We start from the raw sequence: 22,871 nt of genomic DNA, 5'->3' as shown, positions 1-22,871 counted from the left end.
CTTGTACAGCTCTATATTTGATAAAGCTCTAGATTTCATAAAGCTCTAACGGAAGCCCGTCAGGATCGGCAAAAAAAGTAAATGCTTTACCTGTAAATTCATCAATTCGGATCTGTTCGACTTCGATTCTTTGTTCTTCCAAATAGCTTTTGATTTGTTGAACGTCATCAACACAAAAAGCTAAGTGTCTTAGCCCTTGAGCTTCGGGAAAGCTAGGCCTTTCTGGCGCGTTAGGGAAGCTGAATAGCTCTATTTGAGCACCATTAGGTAGCGCTAAATCAAGTTTGTACGACTGGCGAGCCTCACGATAGTTTTCGGCAATGATCTCAAGTTTCAAAATCTCGGTGTAAAAGTGCTTCGATGCGTTGTAGTTTGAACAGATTATGGCTGCGTGGTGTATTCCTTTCAACATCAGTTTATTTCTCCTGCCAACTTGTCACCTAAGTGCTCCATGGCGTAATCAATGAATACACGCAGTCGAGCGGGCATGTACTTGGTTTGAGCAAACTGCATCGCAATCGCACCATGGTAATTACTCTTGATGGTCCAATCTTCCAACACTTGTACTACAGCCCCTTCAGCCAACGCATCTTGAATCACGAAGTCATGGAAAATACCGACGCCTAGACCTTCTTTCACACCTTTCAGTCGCATCTGCGAGTGGTTAACTGCGTAACGTCCACTGACGGGTACTGTGTGAAATTCATCATCTTTAAGAAAATCCCAAATGTGATCTTTGTCTGTCTCTGCAAGATACAAACAGTCGTGTTCAGACAGCTCGGTAGGGTGGTGAGGAATCCCCTTGGCATCTAAATAGTCAGGGCTTGCACACAACACGAGGTTTGTTTTTCCTAACTCTTTCAATACTAAGCTTTCGTCGGGCTTATCAGTCAGGCGGAAAGCAATGTCGATGCCTTGACGTAAAATATCGATGTCGCCGTCAGCCGCTCTCAATTTAAGTTGGATTTCTGGATACTGATTTAAGAATGGAACAACGAAAGGCTGCAATACCGAATTCAAGAAGGCTTCAGGCGCCGCTACCGTTATCGAGCCTGCAGGTTCGGTATGGTCGGAGGTAGACAGTTCAACGGCTTGTTGCGCTGCGTTGATCATCACCACACTCTGATCATAAACCAATTGACCCGCTTGCGTAATGATAAGGGTACGAGTGGTACGCTCAAACAGTTTCACCGATAGCGCTTTTTCCAAGCGGGTGATGAGCTTACTCAAGGCTGATGGTGTCACGCCTAACTGTTTTGCTGCAGCCGTAAAACTACCTTCGTTAACCACCAAAATGAACGAGGCGAGATCCGGAAGCAGGGCGATGAGTTTTGGGTTAATCATAAGTATCCAGTTAAGCTAGTTTCAACGATGAACTTAATGGTCATTGTGAGCGATTTACTTTGATTTGTGAATCAATTTCATTAATTGATTGACGTGATTGCTCTGATAGGTTGTTGTGTTTGAAGCTCATCTGTATAGCGGCGTTGCTGCTGCGCATTCTGAGATGAAAAATTGAGATTTGATATGAAAGCGAAATTAGACGGAAATTATAGCTAATTTGGCGTTTAAAAAAGCAGGTGAAGGGCGTTAATGTGCCCTATGTCACTGGGATGAACTATTATTCGTGCCTCATATTCATTAATGTTTTTCCAACTGGAGGGATAATCGAAAAGGCGATGTTCAACTAGAATATAGAGATTAGTTTTACAGTGTAAATGATCGTTTTAGGATCGTTTATATCCCTACATAATGCGGCGCGCGATGCTGCTGAATAATAACTAGGAAGGAATGAGACAATGTCTTCTGCATTTTACCAACAGATTCAAAATCAAATCGAAGAAGTTAAAGAAGAAGGTCTTTACAAGTCTGAGCGCATTATTACTTCTGCTCAAAAAGCAGCGGTTTCTATCTCGACTGGTGAAGAAGTACTAAACTTCTGTGCAAACAACTACTTAGGTCTTGCGAACCACCCTGAGCTTATCGAAGCTGCAAAAGGTGGTATGGATCAGCACGGTTTTGGTATGGCTTCAGTTCGTTTCATCTGTGGTACTCAAGATTCTCACAAAGAACTAGAGCAAAAGCTGTCTACGTTCCTAGGTAAAGAAGACACAATCCTATACACGTCTTGTTTTGATGCGAATGCTGGCCTATTCGAAACGATTCTAGGCAAAGAAGACGCAATCATCTCTGACGCGCTAAACCACGCTTCAATCATCGATGGCGTTCGTCTATGTAAAGCGATGCGCTTCCGTTACGCGAACAACAACATGGAAGAGCTAGAGCAGCAACTTATCGCAGCTAAAGAAGCTGGCGCTCGCCACACGCTAATCGTAACTGACGGCGTATTCTCAATGGACGGCGTAGTAGCTAACCTTCCTGCTATCTGTGACCTTGCAGACAAGTACGATGCACTAGTAATGGTTGATGATTCTCACGCTGTGGGCTTCATGGGTGAAAACGGCGCTGGTACTCACGAGTTCCACAACGTTGTTGATCGCATCGACATCATCACTGGTACGCTAGGTAAAGCAATGGGTGGCGCTTCAGGCGGTTACACGTCTGGTAAGAAAGAAGTGATCGACTGGCTACGTCAGCGTTCTCGTCCATACCTATTCTCTAACTCTGTTGCACCTGCAATCGTATCTGCGTCTATCCGTGTTCTAGATCTTCTAGCTGAGTCAGGTGACCTACGTACTCAACTATGGGAAAACTCTGCTCACTTCCGTACTCGCATGGAAGAAGCGGGCTTCACTATGGGCGGTGCTGATCACGCAATCATCCCAATCATGCTTGGCGATGCAAAAGTAGCGGCTGAATTCGCAGAGCGCGCTCTAGAGAAAGGTATCTACGTTGTAGGTTTCTCTTTCCCTGTAGTACCAAAAGGTCAAGCTCGTATCCGTACGCAAATGTCTGCAGCACACTCTCGTGAGCAACTAGACCGCGCAATCGATGCGTTCATCCAAGTTGGTAAAGACATGGGCATCATCTAATTTTAAAGGGGTGTCACGAGCATCCTTTAATTAGATGGAACACCACCCAGTCGAACATATAGATTTTTGATTCTCGCCTTACAGTTAGGCGAGATGAACTAGGTAACATTATGAAAATTAAAGCACTTTCTAAACTTAAGCCTGAAGAAGGCATTTGGATGACCGAGGTTGAAAAACCTGAAATGGGTCATAATGATCTTCTTATCCGTATTAAGAAAACCGCAATCTGTGGTACAGACGTACACATCTACAACTGGGATGAGTGGTCACAAAACACAATTCCAGTACCTATGGTTGTAGGTCACGAATACGTAGGTGAAGTTGTTGGCATTGGCCAAGAAGTTCGTGGTTTTGAAATCGGCGATCGTGTATCTGGCGAAGGTCACATCACATGTGGTCACTGTCGTAACTGTCGTGGCGGCCGTACTCACCTTTGTCGTAACACAACAGGTGTTGGTGTTAACCGCACTGGTGCATTCTCTGAATACCTTGTGATCCCTGCGTTCAACGCGTTTAAGATCCCTACAGAGATTTCAGATGATCTAGCATCAATCTTTGACCCGTTTGGTAACGCAGTGCACACGGCGCTTTCTTTCGACCTAGTTGGCGAAGACGTGCTAATTACTGGTGCTGGCCCAATCGGTATCATGGCTGCAGCTGTTGCTAAGCACGTTGGTGCTCGTCACGTTGTAATCACTGATGTAAACGAGTACCGCCTAGATCTTGCTAAGAAAATGGGTGTGACTCGCGCAGTAAACGTGATGGAAGAGAAGCTTGAAGACGTAATGTCTGATCTTGGCATGACAGAAGGCTTCGATGTAGGCCTAGAAATGTCTGGTAACCCATCTGCGTTCAATAGCATGCTAACTAACATGAACCACGGCGGTAAGATCTCTCTACTAGGTATTCCACCATCAGACATGGCGGTAGACTGGAACCAAGTAATCTTTAAAGGCTTGGTTATCAAAGGTATCTACGGTCGTGAGATGTTTGAAACTTGGTACAAGATGGCTTCATTGATCCAATCTGGCCTAGATCTAACACCAATCATTACTCACCACTACAAAGTGGACGACTTCCAGAAAGGCTTCGACATGATGCGCTCTGGTATGTCAGGTAAAGTAATTCTTGATTGGGAATAAGCTTTAGCTGAGTAACAAGATATTAGAAAGGCGACAGTTTTTACTGTCGCCTTTTTTACATCTCGGAACTCAAGAAAATGGGCGATATGATCAAGGTTAAGTTGCCCATTTTTTACAGCAATGAGTTGTTAACCCAATGCAGCAGCCTGCATGATTAGGCCACAGATGTAAGCGCCGTATGTACCGAGTGCGTAACCAAGTACAGCCATTAGAATACCTACTGGAGCCAATGCTGGGTGGAATGCTGCTGCTACGATAGGAGCCGATGCTGCGCCGCCAACGTTAGCTTGGCTACCGACAGCCATAAAGAACAATGGTGCACGGATAAGCTTCGCCATCACAATCATTAGAATGGCATGGATAGTTAGCCATGTGATACCAATGAAGAAGTAACCTGGGTTGTCTAAGATAGCCGTCACATCCATTTGCATACCAATCGTTGCAACTAGGATGTAGATGAACGCTGAACCTACTTTTGATGCGCCACTGTGCTCAAGACTGCGTGTTGATTTGAAGCATGAAGCGATGAGCGCGAACGTTGTCACCATTACGATTAACCAGAAGAAACCAGATGTTAGGCTGTATTTCGCAAGTTCTGGAGCGTTGGTTGAGATCCACGGTGCAATCATGTCACTGAAAAAGTGAGCTAGGCCGGTAAGACCGAACGCAATCCCCGTGATCTTCATGAGATCGGTTGTGGTTGTTGGGCGAGCGTTCTCTTCTTGGTATTTAGAAACGGTTTCTTTTAGCTCTTCAATAGATGAGGTATCCGCTTTTAACCATGCATCAATCTTCTTCTGACGACCTGCCATGATAAGTAACACGGCCATCCAAATGTTTGCACAGATAACATCAACCGTAATCATTGCAGAGAAGAGTTGGTCATCAACCTCGAACACTTCTTTCATTGCTGCTTGGTTTGCACCGCCGCCAATCCAAGAACCAGCAACGGTTGTAAGGCCGCGCCATACGTCGCCAGATACGAGGTCAGGGTTGATTTGGTCGATGATCAAGATAGCCAGCGGGCCACCGATGATAATGCCGACAGTACCGGTTAGGAACATGATGACGGCTTTTGAACCAAGGCCAAAGATTTTACGTAGGTCTGCTGAGATGATCAGTAGAACGAGTGCGCTTGGTAATAGGTAGCGACTTGCAACGAAGTATAACTTAGAGTTTGATGCGTCGATGATGCCTAAACTGTTCAGTAGAGAAGGAACAAAGTAACAGAGCAATAGACCCGGAACGAACGAGTAGAATTTTTTCAGTGCGCTATTTTGGCTACTTTCCGTGATAAAAACACCGCCAAGAATAACAGCTAACATGCCCATTATTACAGCATCATTAGTAATCATTATTATATCTCCTTTAAGGTGAGCGCAAAGGTCTCACTTTTTGAATTGCAGGACTATACCGATAACCGCTATTCGTTACAAATTGTAACGATAGACATGCTTTGAAATGTTTATGTTAATTTTAACGGGTTAAATTTGTGAATACAGTACGCTACTTATTTGCATGGTGAATGGTTAAGTTGGAGCTTGTGCGGCGTATTTAGATATATGCAATGTAACTCAAGCCTTAGAGGGTGGTCGCTATGAATTGGGGCGATGATTGAATGACTTAAATGAGTGCATATATAGCCATGTTTACGGTGTGGTTTATGCGAGGTTGGAATGTTTCAATAATGTAAAAAGTGAATTCACTTTTGCCATGTGGTCAGAAATTAAAAATTTTAGCTAGATCACATAAATCTTTCGGATTACGAGTTCTAGCACCTGATACTTATGCTCATTTGACGTTTTGTAGGGAGTCAATGAAAGAAAAAGCGGCCTAAATAGCCGCTTTTGATGGTTGCCTAGTATGGTTATCTAGCGCCGTTATTTAGAGTTCTGCTTAGGACTCTTCTTCCTCAAAGCCATCTGCATAGCCTTTCGGTGGCGGTGTCCAACCACGTTCAGAACGAGAGTGTTTGTCTGAACGGTCTTTTTTCATATCTTCTTTCATTGCTTCTTCAAGGTGAATGAAGATTTGTCGGTAGTTGTTGTCGTAGCGTGGGTTCTCTTCCGCTTCAGACCAAGCTTGGTAAAGCTTTTCAGACTTACGGCTCTCAACACGTTGATAAGTCGATTTTTGCTGCTCGACGAAGAATGGGTGATGACCCAAAGAACGCAAGGCTTCAGCGCCCATTTCAAGAGCAGAATGGTAGGTCTCTGATTCAACAAAGTCTGCCCCCGCTTCTCTTAGGCGATAACTATGACCACGGTCGAATGCGCGGGCTAAGATTTTCACTTTAGGGTAGGTGTGTTTAACGTATTTCACTAATTCAACGCTTGAGTCTTGGTTGTCGATTGCCACTACTAGCATCGCGGCTTCTTCGATTCCGGCGGTATGCAATAAGTCGTGACGAGTCGCATCACCAAAGTAAGATTTGATATTGATAGAGCGCAGCAAGTCTACTTGGTTCGCTTGGTGATCCAGAACCACCGTATTGACATCGTTCGACACCAGCAAGCGGTTAACGATTTGACCGAATCGACCAATGCCCGCAATGATAACGGTACCTTTCTCTTCGATGGTATCTTCTTCGCGGTCGTTAGATTTTTGTTCGTAACGAGGAAGAATCACTTTATCAAATAGAATGAACAGCCCTGGTGTTAGGAACATTGAAAGTGCCACAACCAGCGACAATGTTTGAACGATGTCAGCAGGTAATACGTGGTTTTGAGCTGAGAAGCTTAGTAGTACAAAACCAAACTCACCGGCTTGCGCCAAGCTCAGTGTAAACAGCCAACGGTCACTGTTTTTGATTTTGAAGATCAATGCCAACGTAAATAGCACCAAGGCTTTAAGAAGCATAACGCCAAGAGTGAGGCCAATGATCAAACCAAAGTCGTTGAATAGAACATCAAAGTTGATGCCAGCACCAACGGTAATGAAGAACAAGCCAAGTAGCAGCCCTTTAAACGGGTCAATATTAGACTCAAGCTCGTGGCGGAATTCACTGTTCGCTAAAACCACACCCGCAAGGAAGGTACCCAAAGCCGGTGATAGGCCGACTAGGCTCATCAGTGCAGCAATACCAATCACCAACATCAGTGCGGTTGCAGTAAAGATTTCACGCAGGCCTGAGCTTGCCACGAAGCGGAACAGTGGACGACTCAAGAAGTGTCCGCCGACCACAACAATCGCAATAGATGCTGTGATCACAAGGCCATAAGCCCAACCGGGTAGGCCAGCAACAAGACTTAACTCTTCATGATGATCAGAGGCCGAAGCGACCGCGCTTTGTGCAGCTTCAATTAATTCTGGCAACGCTAATAGAGGAATGAACGCCAACATAGGGATGACGGCAATATCTTGGAACAGTAGGACTGAAAAAGCGTTCTTGCCGCCTTCTGTTTTGGATAGCCCTTTTTCGTTAAAGGTTTGGAGTACAATCGCGGTAGATGACAGTGCGAAGATCAAACCGATAGTCAGCGCAATGGTCCAAGGTTGTCCGAAGAAAAGGGCGATACCCATTACAATCGCGGTAGTGCCACCAACTTGCAGGCCACCCAGCCCCATCAGTCGGTTTCTCATTGCCCAAAGCATCTTAGGCTCAAGTTCAAGGCCGACCAAGAACAGCATCATAACCACGCCGAACTCGGCAAAGTGTTGGATGGTTGTGGTCTCTTCACCCACTAAGCCGATGATTGGGCCAATCACAACACCAGCAATGAGGTAACCTAATACAGAACCAAGACCAAGTCTTTTGGCAATAGGCACGGCAATAACTGCTGCGACTAAGTAGATAAACGCTTGTAGAAAATATCCCGTCATTATTTAACCTCTGCCATTAGTTCTTCTACGTAGTGGTTGAGTTTTTCTGCTTTGCTGGCTTTCTTAATATTGATCTTGCCGGCAACCAACGCCTCTAACAGCACTTTATAGCTATCGACATGCTCTTGAATGCGGTTTTCTTCCAACGCGGTACGCGAGCCAAATAACGCAAAGGGCGCGAGATAGTTCATCCCACACAGAGAAGCAGTTTGTTCGATTGGGTGAAGCAGCTCTCGAATAGTGAAATGGTTGTAACCATCACTTTGGTAGGCATCTTTTTTACCACCTGCAGTAATGCTACATAATAAGTTCTTACCCTGTAGTTCATTGCCATCGGCGCCGTAGGCGAAGCCGTATTCAAGAACAAGGTCTTGCCACTCTTTAAGAATTGCCGGTGTTGAGTACCAATACAAAGGAAACTGAAAAATGATGATGTCATGGTCTAACAGGCGTTTCTGTTCACGGTCGATGTTGATTTTAAATGTCGGATACTCGGCATAGAGATCGACACAGGTAACACCGTCAACGCGTTTGGCTTGTTCAAATAAGGGTTTGTTTGCTTCAGAACGATGTTGAGAAGGGTGGGCGAATAGCACCAAGACTCGATTTTTCGACATATAGCCCTCTTTGTCCATTAACGAATAATATTTATTGGAATTATAGTTATACAATAATAGAAGAATGGTTGAACAACAACGAATTAGCCCATACTTCTTTGTTTAGATACGTGTGCTTTCTGCGTTTAATTATATAAGACACCAGTCATTTTGTGTCTTTCAGGCACAAGTAGCCGATGACTGAGTAAAACTAATTATTCACGAATAGTAAAAGCGAATGTGGGCATTTTATGTCACCGTTGGTGGGTAACGTAAATAATCCAATAACCCTACATAGAACGATAATGAATAAAGGAAAAAACTATGAGCATGGACTTGCGTCAACAATGTGATTTGTTGCTTTCTGGTCATCTAGAACCGACACCAGCACAAACATTCGCTCAGATGGCTGAATGGTGTGAAACACACAATGTGAGCCATGATAGCTACGGTGATGGCGAGTTTATCGAGAGCTTTGAAAATAAGGTCGCAGAGCTGCTTGGTTATGAAGCCGCCGTGTTTGTTATTACCGGCACCATGAATCAACCCACAGCATTAGAAATTGCCTGCCAAGAGAAAAGAAACCCGGTAGTAGCGATGCATGAGTCGAGTCATATCATTCGCCATGAACGCCAAGGGTATCAGCTCCAAAATCGTTTCAACGTGCTTCCGGTCGGCAATGTATTTCGCACTTGGAATGTTGATGACTTAAAGGCATGGCCTGATGAGATTGCAGCCGCTCTTTATGAATTACCGATGCGCGAAATTGGCGGTCAATTGCCAGAGTGGGAAGAGCTTGAAGCTATAAAGCAATACTGCAAAGAACAATCGATTCACCTTCATATGGACGGTGCACGTTTGTGGGAATGCGGCGCGTATTATCAAAAGCCATACAGCGAGATTGCTCAGGGCTTCGATAGTGCTTATGTTTCGCTGTACAAAGGTCTCAATGGCCTTGGTGGTTCGTTATTGTTGGGCGATAAAGCCTTTGTCGCGAAAGCATCGGCGTGGATGAAGCGCCAAGGTGGCAATGTTTATCACCGAACGCCTTATGTGGTTTCAGCAGCAATGCAGTTTGATGAGCGATTAGAGTTGATGCCATCACTGTTTGAGCGAACAAAACAGATCTACCAAATCTTATTAGACTATCCTCAGTTCACTGTTAATCCGCAGCAACCGCAGGTCAACATGCTTCACCTATATTTACCTGTGAGCTATGAAGACGGCATTATTGTGAGAGATAACATAGCGAAGAAACACAAGGTTTGGATAGGAAATCCAGCGATCAGCGAATTGCCAAACCAATGTAAGATTGAATGGTATGTTGGTGATAACTTACTGAATCTGCCTGATCATGAGCTGATCGACATTCTTGATTTTATTAACGAAGAGCTGATTTGATTACGGAAAAGTTGATTTGATTACAGAAGAGCTGACTGCAGAAGAACTGATCTAATTGGAACTGAAATGGATACAGGAAAGGGTTCTTATATCCATTTATATAGCTAGGATGTCCGGCTCTGTTACATATACTGGTTGATGTACACATCAACTAAGAACATGAACACTGGAACCGTACTGAGAAGTCCGAAGAAGACGATTGGCACCCAGTTTTTCATTTTCTTTTTAGGTTGCTCAGTGTTATTCATAAATTCGGCCTTAAATTCGTTGTTGAGTCTGTTTAGCTTTTTGGTACTAAAAATCTAAGTGTATGGTATCAAATAAATGGGTTTAGCCCTATGTAGATTTAGAGAACCGTGGTGTATATCAATCACATAAAATGTAAGTGATTCATAAACGGTTCATAAAGGTTCAACAATAATGAACCTATTAGAACAAGCATTGCCTTACTCGGCATATCAAATAAACAGCATTTAAAGATTTGGAGAATACAGAATGAAAACAATAGGAAACATCATTTGGTTTCTGTTCGGTGGCGTATTTATGGGACTAGCTTGGTGGTTCTTCGGACTGCTCGCATTCCTAACCATCGTTGGTATTCCATGGGGTAGAGCGTGTTTCGTTATGGGTAACTTCTCATTCTTCCCATTTGGTCAGGAAGCGATTTCGCGTGACGAGCTAACCAATGAAATGGACATCGGCACGAGCCCGCTAGGCGTGATTGGTAACGTGATTTGGTTCTTATTTGCGGGTATCTGGCTAGCGATTGGTCACATCATGTCAGCTGTGGCGTGTTTCATTACCATCATCGGTATTCCGTTCGCGATTCAGCACCTTAAATTAGCGGTTATCTCGCTGGCGCCAATCGGTAAGACGGTTGTCGATAAACGTGAAGCAGAAGCGGCGCGAGTAAGAAATTACAAAGGTTAAGACTACAGTTTAAGCCTTATATAGAACTGAAAAAGCACATCACATGATGTGCTTTTTTGTGCCTCGTTTTCTATCTAACGATGCCCCAATCTCACAAACACTCACTAGACATTGTTGAACAAGACTTCAAGCCTAAGGGTGATGTTGGCTTCTCCGTGTGTTTCTCGTAAGGCTCTCGTTCCCACTGGTAACGCGGGGTGACCTCGTAAAACAGCCATTCCTTCCATACATTTTCTCTATACGTTACCGACACTTGCGAATATTCGTTGTGGTTATACGGTTCGCTGGTCGCGGTTATCGTGGCGCTGTATTACAGAGCTTGGTCTTGAGAAAGGTAATGGTACAAGGTAATGCCCGTACCATACTCCCAGCCTTTGAGGTCATCGTTATAGCCAGCAAAGTTAGACCAACGCGCTAAGAAATCGTCACTCAAAGAGAGGTCAAAATCGATATCAGTGATCTCTCCCGTCTCTTTCTTCTCTTGATACACACGTTGGGTTAGCCGGAATACTGCATCTGTGGTGAGCGGGTAGGTAAAACGATAGCGAGCCTCTATTCTTGGGCGTAATGTCGCTTTGATATTGAAACTACTGTAACCCTTGGCATAGGCGTCATAACGAAGGCCAAGTGCATTTTCTAACTCTTCAGAATCTTGTGGGAAGAAGTCTAAGAATTCTTCATCGCCAACAGACTCGTAGATTAGCTTAAGCCTTTTGCTGACAAAGGGTAAATGCAGGCGTGCGTTGAGCTTGGTGGAATAATCCACGTCACCGCCCTCAGAATAGATGAAATCATTATACCAACGTACAGAGGTTCCGGCTCTGGCGTCCTCGGTAATACGGTCATCCACAAAGAAGTTATCGAACCATATTGCGGGCTGACAAAACTTGCTGTTTAGGTAGTGGTCAGCTTTTTCGACGCGCGTGTCTTCTAACGGTTGGCTGTGACACTCATCCTGTTCCTCCGCGAAGGCAGAGTGGGAAACGAGCGATGCTAATAATGAGGAGTTAACTATCCAACGACTCAATGGAACCTGTTTGTCATTCTATGTATCAATAGTTTGACTATAACTAAGCAGTTATGACAATGCGACTTTTAAAGAGATTTATCTTAATCAGTGGCTATTCAAAACAGAGACTTGAATAACATATGGCAGGTAAAGAAAACGGGCTCAGTAGGTGAGCCTGTTTGTCGATAAGTTTATAAGTGACTTAATGGCAGATTACATTGCCGCTTCGAAAATCGCAGAGATTTCTTCGTGGGTCGCTTGTTTAGGATTAGTAAAACCACAAGCATCTTTTAGTGCGTTGTCAGACAGAGTAGGGATATCTTCTAGCTTCGCACCAAGTTGCGCGATACCTGTTGGGATGTTCACGTCATTTGCTAGTTGAACAATTGCTTCGATCGCAGCTTCTGCACCTTGCTCTGGTGACATACCTTCAACGTTAACGCCCATTGCTTTTGCAACATCACGTAGACGCTCAGGACAAACTTGCGCGTTGTAGCGTTGAACGTGTGGTAGCAAGATAGCATTACACACACCGTGTGGAAGATCGTAGAAGCCGCCTAGCTGATGCGCCATCGCATGAACATAACCTAGTGACGCGTTGTTGAACGCCATACCCGCCATGAACTGTGCGTAAGCCATTTGTTCACGTGCTTCAATGTCTTCGCCGTGCGCTACTGCCGTTCTTAGGTGAGCTTGTACAAGTTCAATGGCTTTAATCGCTACAGCGTCTGTAATTGGTGTCGCTGCGATAGAAACGTAAGCTTCGATTGCGTGTGTTAGCGCATCCATACCTGTTGCAGCAGTCAGTGATGCAGGCTTAGCAAGCATTAGTTCAGGATCGTTTACTGAAATAAGCGGTGTTGTGTGCTTATCAACGATAGCCATCTTAATGTGGCGCTCTTCATCAGTGATGATGCAGAAACGTGTCATTTCTGAAGCGGTGCCCGCAGTCGTGTTGATAGCGATAAGAGGCATCATCGGTTTTTCAGATTGATCGACACCTTCGTAATCTGCAATCTTGCCGCCGTTAGAAGCAACCAAAGCGATACCTTTTGCGCAGTCGTGTGGAGAACCGCCACCTAGAGAAACAACAAAATCACAATCGTTGTCAGTCAGCAATTCTAGACCATCGTTCACGTTAGTGATGGTTGGGTTTGGTTGAGTGCCGTCGAATACAACTGCGTCTACGCCACGCTGGCTAAGAAGGTCTTGTACCTGCTTAACTACGCCAATTTGATTCAGGATCTTATCAGTAACGATCAGACCTTTTTTAAAGCCTTGAGACTGAATGCTATCAGCAGCATCCTTCAGACAGCCAGTACCCATGAAGTTGATTGTAGGGATGTAAAATGCAGTAGACATTGGAAAACTCCGTTAATTATGATTTTTAATTTCCTACATGTTGTCGGCATTCAAGTGGTCGACCATTGATCTGGAACAACTTTGATTCCGAACTACCACTTTGTGGCTAGTCGTTGTGATAGGGCTCATATAGCAATCGTTTTCATGTTTTTTGGTTGTGCTCTTTGTCAGTAGTGGTTAGCGATAAATTGGCTCCACCAAGAGCAGAATGGTGCTCTATAACAATGAAAAGTAAGCTTTTTCATTGAAAGCTGCTCTAGTTAGGCTTGTGTCGACTTTTTATCTGAGTCGTCACTGCATTCAATTTGAGGTTCTTGTGACTCTTCAGAATCAAGCGTGTCTTCTGGCTCCTCGTCATAGTATTTGACAAGAAAAGGGGTGAGCATGACAGATGACGGTAAAAAGTGCTTCATAGTACCTCCCGGTACCTAAGTGTATTTCTTGTATGGTATTGGTTTAATATGTGGCAAAATTTGCGATACATCATGACTTGTGGCTTGTTTTCTATAAATTATTAGATTTATATACAGGCTCACAAAATTGAGGGTAAAGTGATGCTCCGCCCTTTGAGGCAACGATAAAAACAACGACAAAAACAGTGCATGCACTGCTCAACAGCGCGAATAATAGGAAATAAAATGAAGTACGATTGGATATTCTTTGATGCAGATGAAACCTTGTTCCATTTTGATGCTTATCAAGGAATGAAGCTGATGTTTTCTCGCTTTGGTGTGGATTTCAGCGAGCAAGATTATTCGGCTTATCAAAAGGTTAACTTACCACTTTGGGTCGATTACCAAGATGGTCGCATTACCGCAGACCAACTGAAACATACGCGCTTCGAAAGCTGGGCTGAAAAGCTTGAAACAACAACCGCTGCTTTAAACAGTGCATTTTTAACGGCGATGGCGGATATCTGTTCTTTATTACCGGGTGCACAAGAGTTGGTGGAGTCTTTAAAAGGCAAAGTGAACATGGGCATCATTACTAACGGTTTTACAGAGCTTCAGTCTATCCGTTTAGAGCGTACAGGAATGACGGATTACTTTGAGCACGTGATTATTTCTGAAGAGGTTGGGGTAGCCAAACCGGATGCCGAGATTTTTGAATATGCGCATAAGCTGGTTGGATTGCCATCGAAACAAAGAATATTGATGGTCGGGGATAACCCACATTCAGATATTCTAGGCGGACTCGATTTTGGCATTGAAACTTGCTGGTTAAACAGTCAAGAAAAGGCAACACCAGCAGGCATCAACCCTCACTATCAAGTGAAGTCTCTGGCTGACTTGCAAGCTCTGCTGTTGGCTTAGTTAATAGTTAATAGTTAATAGTTAACAACTGACTGCTACTAGCGAATACGCAATCACAATCGGTTGATTTCGTTAATTGACCAATGCTTTGCAAATTGATCGATGGTTCGTAAGTTGATTGATGTTTTGTAAATTAATATGTGCTTCGTAAATTGATAGATGCTTTGTAAACAAAGTGTTGATGGCCGAGTACGAAAATGTACTCGGCCAATTATTTTGAACTTGGTTTAACCATAGAGTGACCATCAGAACAGATAAAGGAAGAGGCGTGCTGAAATCTCATCGTTATAGCTGCTACGGCATTATCGCCATTTTACTATGGAGCTGTTTGATTGCTCTGTCTCGTAGTGTCTCAGAACAGCTAGGTCCAATTGGTGGTGCTGCCAGCCTTTACACGGTGAGTGCACTGTTGTTGGTCTGTATTATGGGTTTACCAAAGTTGTCACGCTTTTCTAAGTCTTACTTGCTGATTGGCGGCGCCTTGTTCGTTTGTTATGAGATTTTCCTGGCTCTGGCTTTGGGAATGGCGAACAGCCGACATCAAGCCATAGAGATGGCCGTAATTAACTATCTATGGCCTGCACTGACGGTGTTGTTTGCGGTGTTGCTGAGCGACAAGAAGATTAACTGGTTGGTTTATCCAAGTATCTTTTTGGCATTCTTCGGTGTGGCTTGGAGCATCAGTGGTGACCAAGGTCTATCTGTTGATCAAATTGCTGCCAACATTGCGACTAACCCTAAAACCTATTCTATGGCGTTTTTTGGTGCGATTATTTGGGCCGTTTACTGCAACTACACGCAGCGCGTAGCTAAAGGACAGAATGCGATTGTGCTTTTCTTTATCGCTACGGCGATCACTCTGTGGATCAAATACGCATTGAGTGATGAAACAGGCATGGTGATGACAACGAGTGCGGCGATTGATTTAGCGTTAGCTGGCGCTTGTATGGGCGCAGGCTATGCACTTTGGAATACGGCAATTCTGGGTGGCAATATGGTATTTCTTGCGACCATGTCGTACTTTACGCCAATCTTCGCAACCGTACTCTCTTCGTTGATTTTAGGCTTGTCGTTGACCATGACATTTTGGCAGGGCGTTTGTATGGTAACCGTTGGTTCACTGGCTTGCTGGTGGGTAACAAGAGAAAAGCCGACGGCAAAGGCGTCGGCTTCTAAAAAGGTTCAATCTCACTCTTAATCTGAGTTTATGTTCCAGCGTTATTTGCTAGGTGAAAACTTAGCTCGCGACATTGAGGTTCAATTGAAGCTCATATGGCATCTTCGATAAGCGTCGCTTAAGTTGGCGGCGCGTACGTTCAATATCATCGACCGCAATCGCTTGTTGGTCGTTAGTATGAATATCAACGTTAATTCTTAGTTCTGGGCCAACCTTAGTCACCCCCATCAGCTCCAAATCTTGCTCCGCTTCTTTGTCTACCGCGACAACGTTCTTATCTACCGCATCACAAATATCTTTGTTTGCCGACATCATAAGCAGTTCGCGCATGGCTTCACGTAACATGTCGAAAGGAACTTTGATGAAGTAGAAAGACATTAGCAACATCATCATTGGGTCGGCATACACTGCGTATTCTGCAAGCGGAGAAAAAGTAATTAACCAAGCCGCTACGAAACCCGCTGTTACCGCTACACTCAGTAGCGTATCCATCTGCCACTGCTTAGATTCAGCCTGAATCAGACCTGAAGAAATACGTTTGCTCTTATTCGCGATGTACCACCAAGCGTAACCACAACCCAACACGTTGAAAATACCAAACAGAGTTGCAATAGAAGCATCAACTTCACGACCACCCGTCATTAGGGCACCAATCGCAGAGTAAAGTGAATAACCAACCACAAGCAGAATCACAACGGCTTTAATCGCAATCACAATCGGCTCGATGATAGCTCGACCGAACGGGAACTCTCTATCTGAAGGGCGGTTAATGTATTTTGAAGCAGCTAGTGACAATAAAGTTAACAGTAAGCTGATAAGAGAATAGACACCGTCAAATACTATGACCAGAGAGCCAACGAGAAGACCCAACACCAATCCGCCAATTGCGAAGCCTGATGCTAAAAGGGCTGAGAACAATAGTACTCGATTTTCGTTTTGGCTTTTCCTGTCACACATAATATTTTCCAGATGTTTTTGATAACTTCATTGTTCTAATAATGAGCTAACTTTACAAACTTTATCTGATGATGTTTATATGTCTTATTTAATTCGAACATATAAATCAATAAAATTCAGTGACTTAAGATCAGGGTGTGGTGTCAATAAAGTTGACGTTGAGTGTTTTTTGGTGATGGTGTGCAACTGAAATAGGATCGTTTATGATTAATAAAACACATTAGTCGCTAAGGTCTTATTGGTCTTCTAGATTTGACTGCGACTGCGATGGACAAGGAGTGAATCAATATGAAGTTTGACGATATCAGTGATAACGAGTTGTGGGTGATTGCTAACCCGATTATGGATAATCTGATGGACGGTTCAACCAAGGTCGATCATGAACAGCACTGTCGAGACTTTACTCAAAGGATGAAAGACATTGTTACGCCGGAATATTTAGAAAAGGTGTGTCACCATTATCAGCACAGTAATGGCTTTTTTGCTGAGCGAGAGCAAGTCGCGCTGTTTAGACGTTCAGACTCCATCGCTTTTGTGTGGAAACAAGCTTACACCATCGCCAAAGGCGAGTTTGTCGCCGAAATGGTATTGGTTGAAGAAGACGGACGCTACTTAGTGGATCACGTGATGGTTTTCTAGAGCAAGACTTAAGTATGGAGTAAAAGTCGTCCGTCTAGAAATCAAACAAATAATCACTAAGCTGGTCGGCCAACCAATTCATTCCTGGGTGCTCTGCCATGCCAGCCGCGGTAAACATACAGTAGTCTTCTTGTGTTAAACCGTAGGTGTGTTTGATCACGGCAAGCTCTTGTTCACGCAGTAAATGGCGAATCAATGGCTCAGGCATTACGCCCCATGCTTCTTCACGTAGAATCGTATCCAACATAAAGTCGAAGCTAGAGAAGCCAATGTAACGACGCGAGAAGGGCTCAAGCTCAGGATTATCCTTTTCATTAAGATAAACCATGGTTGCTTGCATCGAATTTCTCAGTACTTCATCAGACACTCGTCGCATCGCACTCAAATCATGTCCTTTCTTACATACAGACATCATTCGAATCTTACCAAGCGGGTTGTAGATAATTCTTGGGTCATCGACGCGTTCGTAATCGACACCAAATGCGAAGTCGACTTGCTGAGTTTCAACTAGGTTAGCTAAGTCACCGCTCGATGCGAGAACGAAGTTGAATGAGGTAGAAGGGTACTTGTTATTTAAGGCGTGAGATAAGTCCTGCCACATTTCATCGGGTAGGGAGTCATCTCGTGCTATCCAAATTTCTGCGTTGAATTCGCCCGAAACATGCAAGCAGGTTTGTTTAATACGCGCGGCTGTCACCAACATGCCTTCGCAATCTTTGTAAATCGCTTTACCCGCTTCTGAAAGCTCAACGTGGTTTCCGCTGCGGACGAACAGCTCGACATCTAACTCTTTTTCCAAGGCTTTAATCGACATGCTGAGTTTGGTTCGGTTGCATTCTAACTGGCGTGCAGCTTCAGAAACTGATCCTAAATCAGCAACGGAACAAAAGGCTTGGACTTGAGAAAGGTTCATTTCATTTCCATATTGAGCGGGGGTCGGTGCATATTATCTGAATATTGTGCTGACTATCTTAGAAATAGTCCATCTTTGCATGATAACTCTATGACGAATTGACTAATTTGGTTTACTCTGGGGAAGTTCCGAACCTACAAGAAGTAAAGATGGAGGCCATGATGGCGAAACAATGGGACGAATACGCCGTTGATTGGGATAAAGATCCCGCAACTGCAGTATTCGCACAATCCGTATTTGACCAGTTAACACAGCTCGTTGATTTAAACGGAACCCGTGTCCTTGATTTTGGTTGTGGTACAGGACTACTCAGCCAGAAAATATCTCCTTTAGCAAAAGAGATCATCGCACTTGATATCTCTGAAGGGATGATTGAAGAGTTAGATAAGAAAGAGTTACCTAACGTTGAACCGGTAGTTGATATTTTATCGCGCGGACTTGCAGCGCAGCATCCAGCATTCAGAAACCAGTTTGACCTAGTGGTAGCCTCTTCGGTGTGTGGTTTTATCCCGAACCTACAAGACACAGTCAGTCTGATTTACACGCTGCTTGAAAACGACGGTACGTTTGTACACTGGGATTGGTACTTGGAAAGCGACAGTGAAGACTACGGTGTAAGCCAACAGCGCTCAGAAAATGTATTGAGTGCAGCGGGCTTTGCAGTCGTTGAAGTCTCTACACCGTTCTCGATTGACACTCCACAAGGAGAGTTAAAGGTATTAATGGGTGTTGGACGTAAACAAGCGCTTCCAGATCTGTAATCGTGTGTATGCCTTGAGCTAGCATTCAGAATGCTCATTTAAACTACTAAACCCACATTAACGACTCTAACGTCAGTTATGTGGGTTTTCTCTTTTTGGCGCTATCGTTTTAAACAGAACGAATTAGCGCTTTCTCATTTCTTCACTACTAACTCTGGTTTCTCTATTTCTCTGTTTCTCTGTTTCTCATCTCGCTCATAGAAAACTCAACACCGCTAATTTACAAATTATTTATTTCCATTTTGGAAATGTAGTCTTGCATACATTTCATTAGTGGAAATATAACGGTGAGATATAAAATAAGCCCATAATAACATTAAGGGTTTAATCATGAGCCACCAATCTGCGTCATCTACTTCTTCACCACTTTCAGAGCAACAACAACGCTTTAGCAATATCATTTCAGATGCCAACCTGTCACCAAAACAGAAGTCGAGCTATCTTGCCTTAGAAGCTGAAGCCAGCTTACCGTATATGCCGGTAAGCAAAGAAGTAGAGCAAGCCTTACAACAAGGTGTGCTGTGTGACATGTTTGAAGGGCACGCCCCATTTAAGCCGCGCTATGTACTTCCAGATTATTCTAAATACTTACATCAAGGCTCAGAGTATTTAGAGCTTAGCGCGGCAACCAACTTCGATGAAGCATTGAACATGCTTACCATCCTTTACCACCATGTTCCGTCTGTCACTTCAATTCCGGTTTACCTAGGTCAGTTGGATGATGTGTTGATGCCTTTCGTGGGCGACTTAACAGAAGAGCAGGTATACCAAAAGATTAAGCTGTTCTGGATCATGTTGGATCGCACACTGCCAGACGCCTTTATGCATGTGAATATCGGCCCGACAGACAACATTATCTGCCGTACGATTTTACGTGTAGACGCTGAATTGAAGCAGATCGCGCCAAACTTAACCTTTATGTACGACCCAGCCGTGACACCTGATGATCTACTTCGTCATGCGGCGAGCAACATCTGTGAATGCAGTAAACCACATATTGCAAACTATCCAGCGCATGCCGAGGCTTACGGCGATAAGCGTTTTGGTATTGTGAGCTGCTACAACTCTCTGCCGTTAGCGGGTGGTTCAAACACCTTGGTGCGTATGAACCTTAAGCAAGTGGCGTTGAAGTCTGAGGACAGTGCTGATTTCTTACAACAAGTATTGCCGAACTACAGTGGCATCATGGTTGAGTTGATGAACGTTCGAAGCCGCTTCTTGCATGAAGAGTCTAACTTCTTCGAAGGCTTCTTAACCAAAGAAGGTTTGATCGAAGAGGATCGCTTTGCGCCAATGTTTGGTATTTACGGCATGGCGGAAGCAGTCAACATCTTGTTGGAGAAAGAAGGTCAAGCAGGGCGTTATGGTCACGATGAACTGGCGAATCAGCTTGGTCATCGTATCTCTGAAAAGCTGGCTGAGATCGTTGAACGCTCTGAAGTGAAATATGGATTAGAAGGTAAAGCTCTGCTGCATGCTCAAGGCGGTATTAGCTTAGATGAAGATGTGACGCCGGGTGTCCGTATTCCTTATGGTACCGAACCGGATCCTGTCTCTTACGTTCGTGCAACCGCGGGTCACCATAAGTTCTACACCTCGGGCATCAGTGACATTCTGACCATCGACGAAACAGTGAAATCTAACCCTGAAGCGATGTTTAACCTGTGTAAAGGCGCGATTCAAGCGGGTTACCGAGAGTTCACGGCTAACGTTGCATCAAATGATTTGGTTCGTGTCACGGGTTACATGATTAAGCTATCTGACATTGCCAAATATGACGAGCAAGGCTCACGCACCAATACCACCTTTTTAGGTGCCGAAGCTGCGAAGAACACGGGCATATTAGAGCGTAAACCACGCGTGGCAAGCTTAGAGATGTCGCCGACATACGAATAGCTTTAACGTGCGTACGTTATGTGTGTGATGCGTTTCGACTACGAACAATGTGAATTATGAAAATTTCTGATCTAACAACTCAAATGGCTAGGGTTAAAAATAATAAGACAGAAAAACAAGCGAAGGTCAGCCGTGTGCTGACCTTTTCTTGTGTTGACGGCCCGGGAAACCGCTTGGTGCTGTTTCTTCAGGGCTGCAACTTTGACTGCATTACTTGTCACAACCCACACACAATCAATCACTGTAACCATTGTGGAGATTGTGTGAGTGGCTGTCCAAGCAGTGCTTTAAGCATGATTGATGGCAAAGTGAATTGGGACCCGGCAGCTTGTACAAACTGCGATCAGTGCATTGATGTCTGTGATCACAAGTCGAGCCCGAAAATCACCACAATGGCAGTCTCTGAAGTGCTTGCTCTCGTCAGGCATAACCAATTTTTCTTAAGCGGAATCACTATCTCAGGTGGAGAGGCGACCATGCAGTTGCCGTTTATCATTGAGCTATTTCAAGCGATTAAAAGTGATCCGCAGCTAGCGCACCTTACGTGCTTTATTGATAGTAATGGTTCGCTGCTACTGCAAGGCTGGGACAAGGTGTTGCCTTATCTTGATGGCGCGATGATTGACCTAAAATCATGGCAATCGGAAACACATCAATGGTTAGTGGGCAGAGGAAATCATCGGGTGTTTGAAACCATCAATTATCTTGCAGGCAAAGGAAAGCTGCATGAAGTTAGGTTGCTGCATATTCCGAATAAAAGCGATCTTGAAGATGAAGTTGAACAAGTGGGGCGATACTTGAAGACGCTACCAAGTGATGTTCGTATTCGGCTGAATGCGTTTCAACATCATGGTGTGATTGGCGAAGCGCTAAAATGGCCTAAATGCACCGAACAACAAATGCAGAGCTTTCACGATAAGCTCTACACGATCGTTAAAAGGCCAATGCAAACCCCAGAGGTTTATACTTAACCTCTAAGTTTCTTCTGCGGTCAATCAGGCTTCTAAGAACGTTAAGCTTCTAAAGATATTAAGTCTCTAAAAATATCAAGCCTCTAAAAACAGGTCACACAACCATTTAATCGCTTGGTCGTTCATGTTGGGCTTGTTCCATACCAAGCTATACGCCACCTTACCGTAATCAAAAGGTAAGGGTTTGCTCACTAAACCCTGAGCTTGCTTAGCATGTTCAGCCCACTGTTTAGAGCAAGTGAACAGGAAAGGCGTGTGGTGACACAGTACAGCCGCTGCACCGAAGTCCGCTACCGATATTGCCATATCTCTTGGCTTATGACATTGAACTAAGTTTTGCTCAAAGTAAGGCTGAGACAGTTCGTTATCTAAAATCCCAATGTGCTTGTAATCTAAGTAGCCTTCAATCGTCAGCTCTTGCTGAGCAAGAGGGTGGTCTGCGCCCATCAAACAAACCATTTCGTCTGGAAGAATCGTTTCCCAAACCAGCTCCTTATTATCGGTCGGTGGCTGGGAAATATCATGGGGCAATAAGATCAAATTGATCTTACCGCTGAGCAAAGCATCAAAACCAAGCTGTTGCTTTGAATAGATGTTGAGTTTGGCTTTTGGTGCGAGTTCAGTGGTAATTTTGCTGAGCTTTGATGCGAATACTTCAAAGGTACTTTCGCGCATCGAAAGTGAAAAGCTGCCTTGGTATTCTTGAGGGGTAAAACTCTTCTGGTGAAGCAGTCCGTTCATGCTTGAAAGAATCGCGTGAACGGTCGGAGCTACCTGCAAGGCAAATGGCGTCGGGATCAGCTTGGTGCCATCTCGATAGAACAGTTCGTCATTAAGAATGTCACGCAGTTGAGACAAGGTTTTGCTCACACTCGAAGGGCTTACACAGAGTTGTTCTGAGGTTTGAGTAACGCTGTGGGTGTTCAGCATAATATGAAGCGCAGTGAGGTGCTTAAGGCTCACTCTAGATAGGTGTAAGTAATCCATTT

Annotated in this window: 21 protein-coding genes and 1 pseudogene; 10 read left to right on the top strand and 12 right to left on the bottom strand. The window is 44.2% G+C overall.

The genetic code is table 11. The features are described 5' to 3' along the window. Positions 1-28: 28 nt before the first annotated feature. Both AB6F11_RS03700 and AB6F11_RS03695 read right to left on the bottom strand, forming a co-directional pair. Positions 29-412 (bottom strand): VOC family protein, encoded by a 384-nt coding sequence (locus AB6F11_RS03700; protein ID WP_102393573.1) that lies wholly within the window; start codon positions 410-412, stop codon positions 29-31. Then, complete coding sequence (locus tag AB6F11_RS03695; RefSeq protein WP_102393572.1) at positions 412-1,344, bottom strand: LysR family transcriptional regulator; 933 nt, start codon at positions 1,342-1,344, stop codon at positions 412-414. The genes AB6F11_RS03700 and AB6F11_RS03695 overlap by 1 nt, the downstream gene beginning before the upstream one ends. Before the next feature lie 455 nt (positions 1,345-1,799). Between AB6F11_RS03695 and AB6F11_RS03690 the strand changes: the two genes are divergently transcribed. Together AB6F11_RS03690 and tdh are read left to right on the top strand one after the other, a co-directional pair. Then, complete coding sequence (locus AB6F11_RS03690; protein ID WP_061031178.1) at positions 1,800-2,993, top strand: glycine C-acetyltransferase; 1,194 nt, start codon at positions 1,800-1,802, stop codon at positions 2,991-2,993. A gap of 110 nt (positions 2,994-3,103) precedes the next feature. Beyond that, positions 3,104-4,135 carry an L-threonine 3-dehydrogenase gene (gene tdh / locus AB6F11_RS03685; protein WP_102393571.1) on the top strand — a complete coding sequence of 344 codons (1,032 nt, stop codon included), beginning with the start codon at positions 3,104-3,106 and terminating at the stop codon, positions 4,133-4,135. 128 nt (positions 4,136-4,263) lie between these two features. Here the strand turns inward: tdh and AB6F11_RS03680 are convergent, their stop codons facing one another. The 3 genes from AB6F11_RS03680 to AB6F11_RS03670 all read right to left on the bottom strand — a co-directional run bounded on the left by AB6F11_RS03680 (position 4,264) and on the right by AB6F11_RS03670 (position 8,574). Continuing rightward, positions 4,264-5,490: a DUF819 domain-containing protein gene (locus AB6F11_RS03680; RefSeq protein ID WP_102397919.1), complete on the bottom strand. Its 1,227-nt coding sequence runs from the start codon at positions 5,488-5,490 to the stop codon at positions 4,264-4,266. 541 nt (positions 5,491-6,031) lie between these two features. After that, positions 6,032-7,957, bottom strand: a complete 1,926-nt coding sequence (locus AB6F11_RS03675) for a monovalent cation:proton antiporter-2 (CPA2) family protein (RefSeq protein WP_048608770.1) — start codon at positions 7,955-7,957, stop codon at positions 6,032-6,034. Further along, a complete protein-coding gene (locus AB6F11_RS03670) occupies positions 7,957-8,574 on the bottom strand; it encodes an NAD(P)H-dependent oxidoreductase (RefSeq protein ID WP_046223961.1) in 618 nt (205 codons plus the stop codon). The genes AB6F11_RS03675 and AB6F11_RS03670 overlap by 1 nt, the downstream gene beginning before the upstream one ends. A gap of 303 nt (positions 8,575-8,877) precedes the next feature. Between AB6F11_RS03670 and AB6F11_RS03665 the strand changes: the two genes are divergently transcribed. Beyond that, complete coding sequence (locus tag AB6F11_RS03665) at positions 8,878-9,954, top strand: low specificity L-threonine aldolase (RefSeq protein WP_102393568.1); 1,077 nt, start codon at positions 8,878-8,880, stop codon at positions 9,952-9,954. Positions 9,955-10,076: 122 nt separating this feature from the next. Here AB6F11_RS03665 and AB6F11_RS03660 read toward each other — a convergent pair whose 3' ends face one another. Next, positions 10,077-10,202 (bottom strand): hypothetical protein, encoded by a 126-nt coding sequence (locus AB6F11_RS03660; RefSeq protein ID WP_017060906.1) that lies wholly within the window; start codon positions 10,200-10,202, stop codon positions 10,077-10,079. Positions 10,203-10,449: 247 nt separating this feature from the next. On the opposite strand from AB6F11_RS03660, the gene AB6F11_RS03655 reads away from it, so the two are divergent. Next, a complete protein-coding gene (locus tag AB6F11_RS03655; protein WP_004730224.1) occupies positions 10,450-10,884 on the top strand; it encodes a YccF domain-containing protein in 435 nt (144 codons plus the stop codon). A 104-nt stretch (positions 10,885-10,988) separates the two neighbouring features. Here AB6F11_RS03655 and AB6F11_RS03650 read toward each other — a convergent pair. The 3 genes and pseudogenes from AB6F11_RS03650 to AB6F11_RS03640 form a co-directional block, all read right to left on the bottom strand. After that, a pseudogene (locus tag AB6F11_RS03650) lies at positions 10,989-11,911 on the bottom strand (hypothetical protein). Positions 11,912-12,106: 195 nt separating this feature from the next. Next, positions 12,107-13,255 (bottom strand): L-threonine dehydrogenase, encoded by a 1,149-nt coding sequence (gene yiaY / locus AB6F11_RS03645; RefSeq protein WP_017069430.1) that lies wholly within the window; start codon positions 13,253-13,255, stop codon positions 12,107-12,109. A 260-nt stretch (positions 13,256-13,515) separates the two neighbouring features. Further along, on the bottom strand, positions 13,516-13,668 hold the full coding sequence (locus AB6F11_RS03640; protein WP_004730229.1) for a hypothetical protein: 153 nt from the start codon (positions 13,666-13,668) through the stop codon (positions 13,516-13,518). Between the two features lie 225 nt (positions 13,669-13,893). Here AB6F11_RS03640 and yjjG point away from each other — a divergent pair, with 225 nt between their 5' ends. After that, on the top strand, positions 13,894-14,568 hold the full coding sequence (gene yjjG, locus AB6F11_RS03635; protein WP_017092773.1) for a pyrimidine 5'-nucleotidase: 675 nt from the start codon (positions 13,894-13,896) through the stop codon (positions 14,566-14,568). Positions 14,569-14,836: 268 nt separating this feature from the next. Further along, entirely contained in the window at positions 14,837-15,766 is a 930-nt protein-coding gene (gene yddG, locus AB6F11_RS03630) for an aromatic amino acid DMT transporter YddG (RefSeq protein ID WP_102397916.1), read from the top strand. Between the two features lie 39 nt (positions 15,767-15,805). Here the strand turns inward: yddG and AB6F11_RS03625 are convergent, their stop codons facing one another. After that, a complete protein-coding gene (locus AB6F11_RS03625; protein WP_050633104.1) occupies positions 15,806-16,702 on the bottom strand; it encodes a cation diffusion facilitator family transporter in 897 nt (298 codons plus the stop codon). Between the two features lie 288 nt (positions 16,703-16,990). Here AB6F11_RS03625 and AB6F11_RS03620 point away from each other — a divergent pair, with 288 nt between their 5' ends. Next, on the top strand, positions 16,991-17,341 hold the full coding sequence (locus tag AB6F11_RS03620) for a hypothetical protein (protein WP_052880051.1): 351 nt from the start codon (positions 16,991-16,993) through the stop codon (positions 17,339-17,341). Positions 17,342-17,375: 34 nt separating this feature from the next. Here the strand turns inward: AB6F11_RS03620 and AB6F11_RS03615 are convergent, their stop codons facing one another. Continuing rightward, positions 17,376-18,254, bottom strand: coding sequence for a LysR family transcriptional regulator (locus AB6F11_RS03615; protein WP_016797108.1), 879 nt, complete (start codon positions 18,252-18,254; stop codon positions 17,376-17,378). Between the two features lie 161 nt (positions 18,255-18,415). Between AB6F11_RS03615 and AB6F11_RS03610 the strand changes: the two genes are divergently transcribed. The 3 genes from AB6F11_RS03610 (at position 18,416) to AB6F11_RS03600 (ending at position 21,882) form a co-directional block, all read left to right on the top strand. Beyond that, the gene (locus AB6F11_RS03610) at positions 18,416-19,015 is read left to right on the top strand and encodes a class I SAM-dependent methyltransferase (RefSeq protein WP_017064785.1); all 600 of its coding nucleotides are present in this window, start codon (positions 18,416-18,418) and stop codon (positions 19,013-19,015) included. 330 nt (positions 19,016-19,345) lie between these two features. Further along, entirely contained in the window at positions 19,346-20,911 is a 1,566-nt protein-coding gene (locus AB6F11_RS03605; RefSeq protein ID WP_017060897.1) for a YjjI family glycine radical enzyme, read from the top strand. Between the two features lie 56 nt (positions 20,912-20,967). Beyond that, a complete protein-coding gene (locus tag AB6F11_RS03600; protein WP_102397915.1) occupies positions 20,968-21,882 on the top strand; it encodes a YjjW family glycine radical enzyme activase in 915 nt (304 codons plus the stop codon). A 75-nt stretch (positions 21,883-21,957) separates the two neighbouring features. Here AB6F11_RS03600 and AB6F11_RS03595 read toward each other — a convergent pair whose 3' ends face one another. Continuing rightward, positions 21,958-22,869, bottom strand: coding sequence for a LysR family transcriptional regulator (locus AB6F11_RS03595; protein ID WP_029406309.1), 912 nt, complete (start codon positions 22,867-22,869; stop codon positions 21,958-21,960). Between the last annotated feature and the right edge of the window lie 2 nt (positions 22,870-22,871).

It is taken from the genome of Vibrio sp. 10N.247.311.14, from assembly GCF_041467715.1.
GTDB classification, from domain to species: Bacteria; Pseudomonadota; Gammaproteobacteria; order Enterobacterales; family Vibrionaceae; genus Vibrio; species Vibrio crassostreae_C.
Note: the sequence above shows the minus strand (reverse complement) of the source record. Positions and strands in the feature narration are given on the sequence as shown.

Excerpts from the sequence above, each read along its gene's own strand:
- AB6F11_RS03620 (WP_052880051.1), top strand. The coding sequence starts at position 16,991 with ATGAAGTTTGACGATATCAGTGATAACGAGTTGTGGGTGATTGCTAAC.
- AB6F11_RS03655 (WP_004730224.1), top strand. The coding sequence starts at position 10,450 with ATGAAAACAATAGGAAACATCATTTGGTTTCTGTTCGGTGGCGTATTT.
- AB6F11_RS03610 (WP_017064785.1), top strand. The coding sequence starts at position 18,416 with ATGGCGAAACAATGGGACGAATACGCCGTTGATTGGGATAAAGATCCC.
- AB6F11_RS03640 (WP_004730229.1), bottom strand. The coding sequence starts at position 13,668 with ATGAAGCACTTTTTACCGTCATCTGTCATGCTCACCCCTTTTCTTGTC.
- AB6F11_RS03680 (WP_102397919.1), bottom strand. The coding sequence starts at position 5,490 with ATGATTACTAATGATGCTGTAATAATGGGCATGTTAGCTGTTATTCTT.
- yjjG (WP_017092773.1), top strand. The coding sequence starts at position 13,894 with ATGAAGTACGATTGGATATTCTTTGATGCAGATGAAACCTTGTTCCAT.
- AB6F11_RS03600 (WP_102397915.1), top strand. The coding sequence starts at position 20,968 with ATGAAAATTTCTGATCTAACAACTCAAATGGCTAGGGTTAAAAATAAT.
- AB6F11_RS03690 (WP_061031178.1), top strand. The coding sequence starts at position 1,800 with ATGTCTTCTGCATTTTACCAACAGATTCAAAATCAAATCGAAGAAGTT.
- AB6F11_RS03660 (WP_017060906.1), bottom strand. The coding sequence starts at position 10,202 with ATGAATAACACTGAGCAACCTAAAAAGAAAATGAAAAACTGGGTGCCA.
- AB6F11_RS03625 (WP_050633104.1), bottom strand. The coding sequence starts at position 16,702 with ATGTGTGACAGGAAAAGCCAAAACGAAAATCGAGTACTATTGTTCTCA.
- AB6F11_RS03675 (WP_048608770.1), bottom strand. The coding sequence starts at position 7,957 with ATGACGGGATATTTTCTACAAGCGTTTATCTACTTAGTCGCAGCAGTT.
- tdh (WP_102393571.1), top strand. The coding sequence starts at position 3,104 with ATGAAAATTAAAGCACTTTCTAAACTTAAGCCTGAAGAAGGCATTTGG.
- AB6F11_RS03605 (WP_017060897.1), top strand. The coding sequence starts at position 19,346 with ATGAGCCACCAATCTGCGTCATCTACTTCTTCACCACTTTCAGAGCAA.
- yiaY (WP_017069430.1), bottom strand. The coding sequence starts at position 13,255 with ATGTCTACTGCATTTTACATCCCTACAATCAACTTCATGGGTACTGGC.
- AB6F11_RS03700 (WP_102393573.1), bottom strand. The coding sequence starts at position 412 with ATGTTGAAAGGAATACACCACGCAGCCATAATCTGTTCAAACTACAAC.
- AB6F11_RS03665 (WP_102393568.1), top strand. The coding sequence starts at position 8,878 with ATGAGCATGGACTTGCGTCAACAATGTGATTTGTTGCTTTCTGGTCAT.
- AB6F11_RS03615 (WP_016797108.1), bottom strand. The coding sequence starts at position 18,254 with ATGAACCTTTCTCAAGTCCAAGCCTTTTGTTCCGTTGCTGATTTAGGA.
- AB6F11_RS03695 (WP_102393572.1), bottom strand. The coding sequence starts at position 1,344 with ATGATTAACCCAAAACTCATCGCCCTGCTTCCGGATCTCGCCTCGTTC.
- AB6F11_RS03670 (WP_046223961.1), bottom strand. The coding sequence starts at position 8,574 with ATGTCGAAAAATCGAGTCTTGGTGCTATTCGCCCACCCTTCTCAACAT.
- AB6F11_RS03595 (WP_029406309.1), bottom strand. The coding sequence starts at position 22,869 with ATGGATTACTTACACCTATCTAGAGTGAGCCTTAAGCACCTCACTGCG.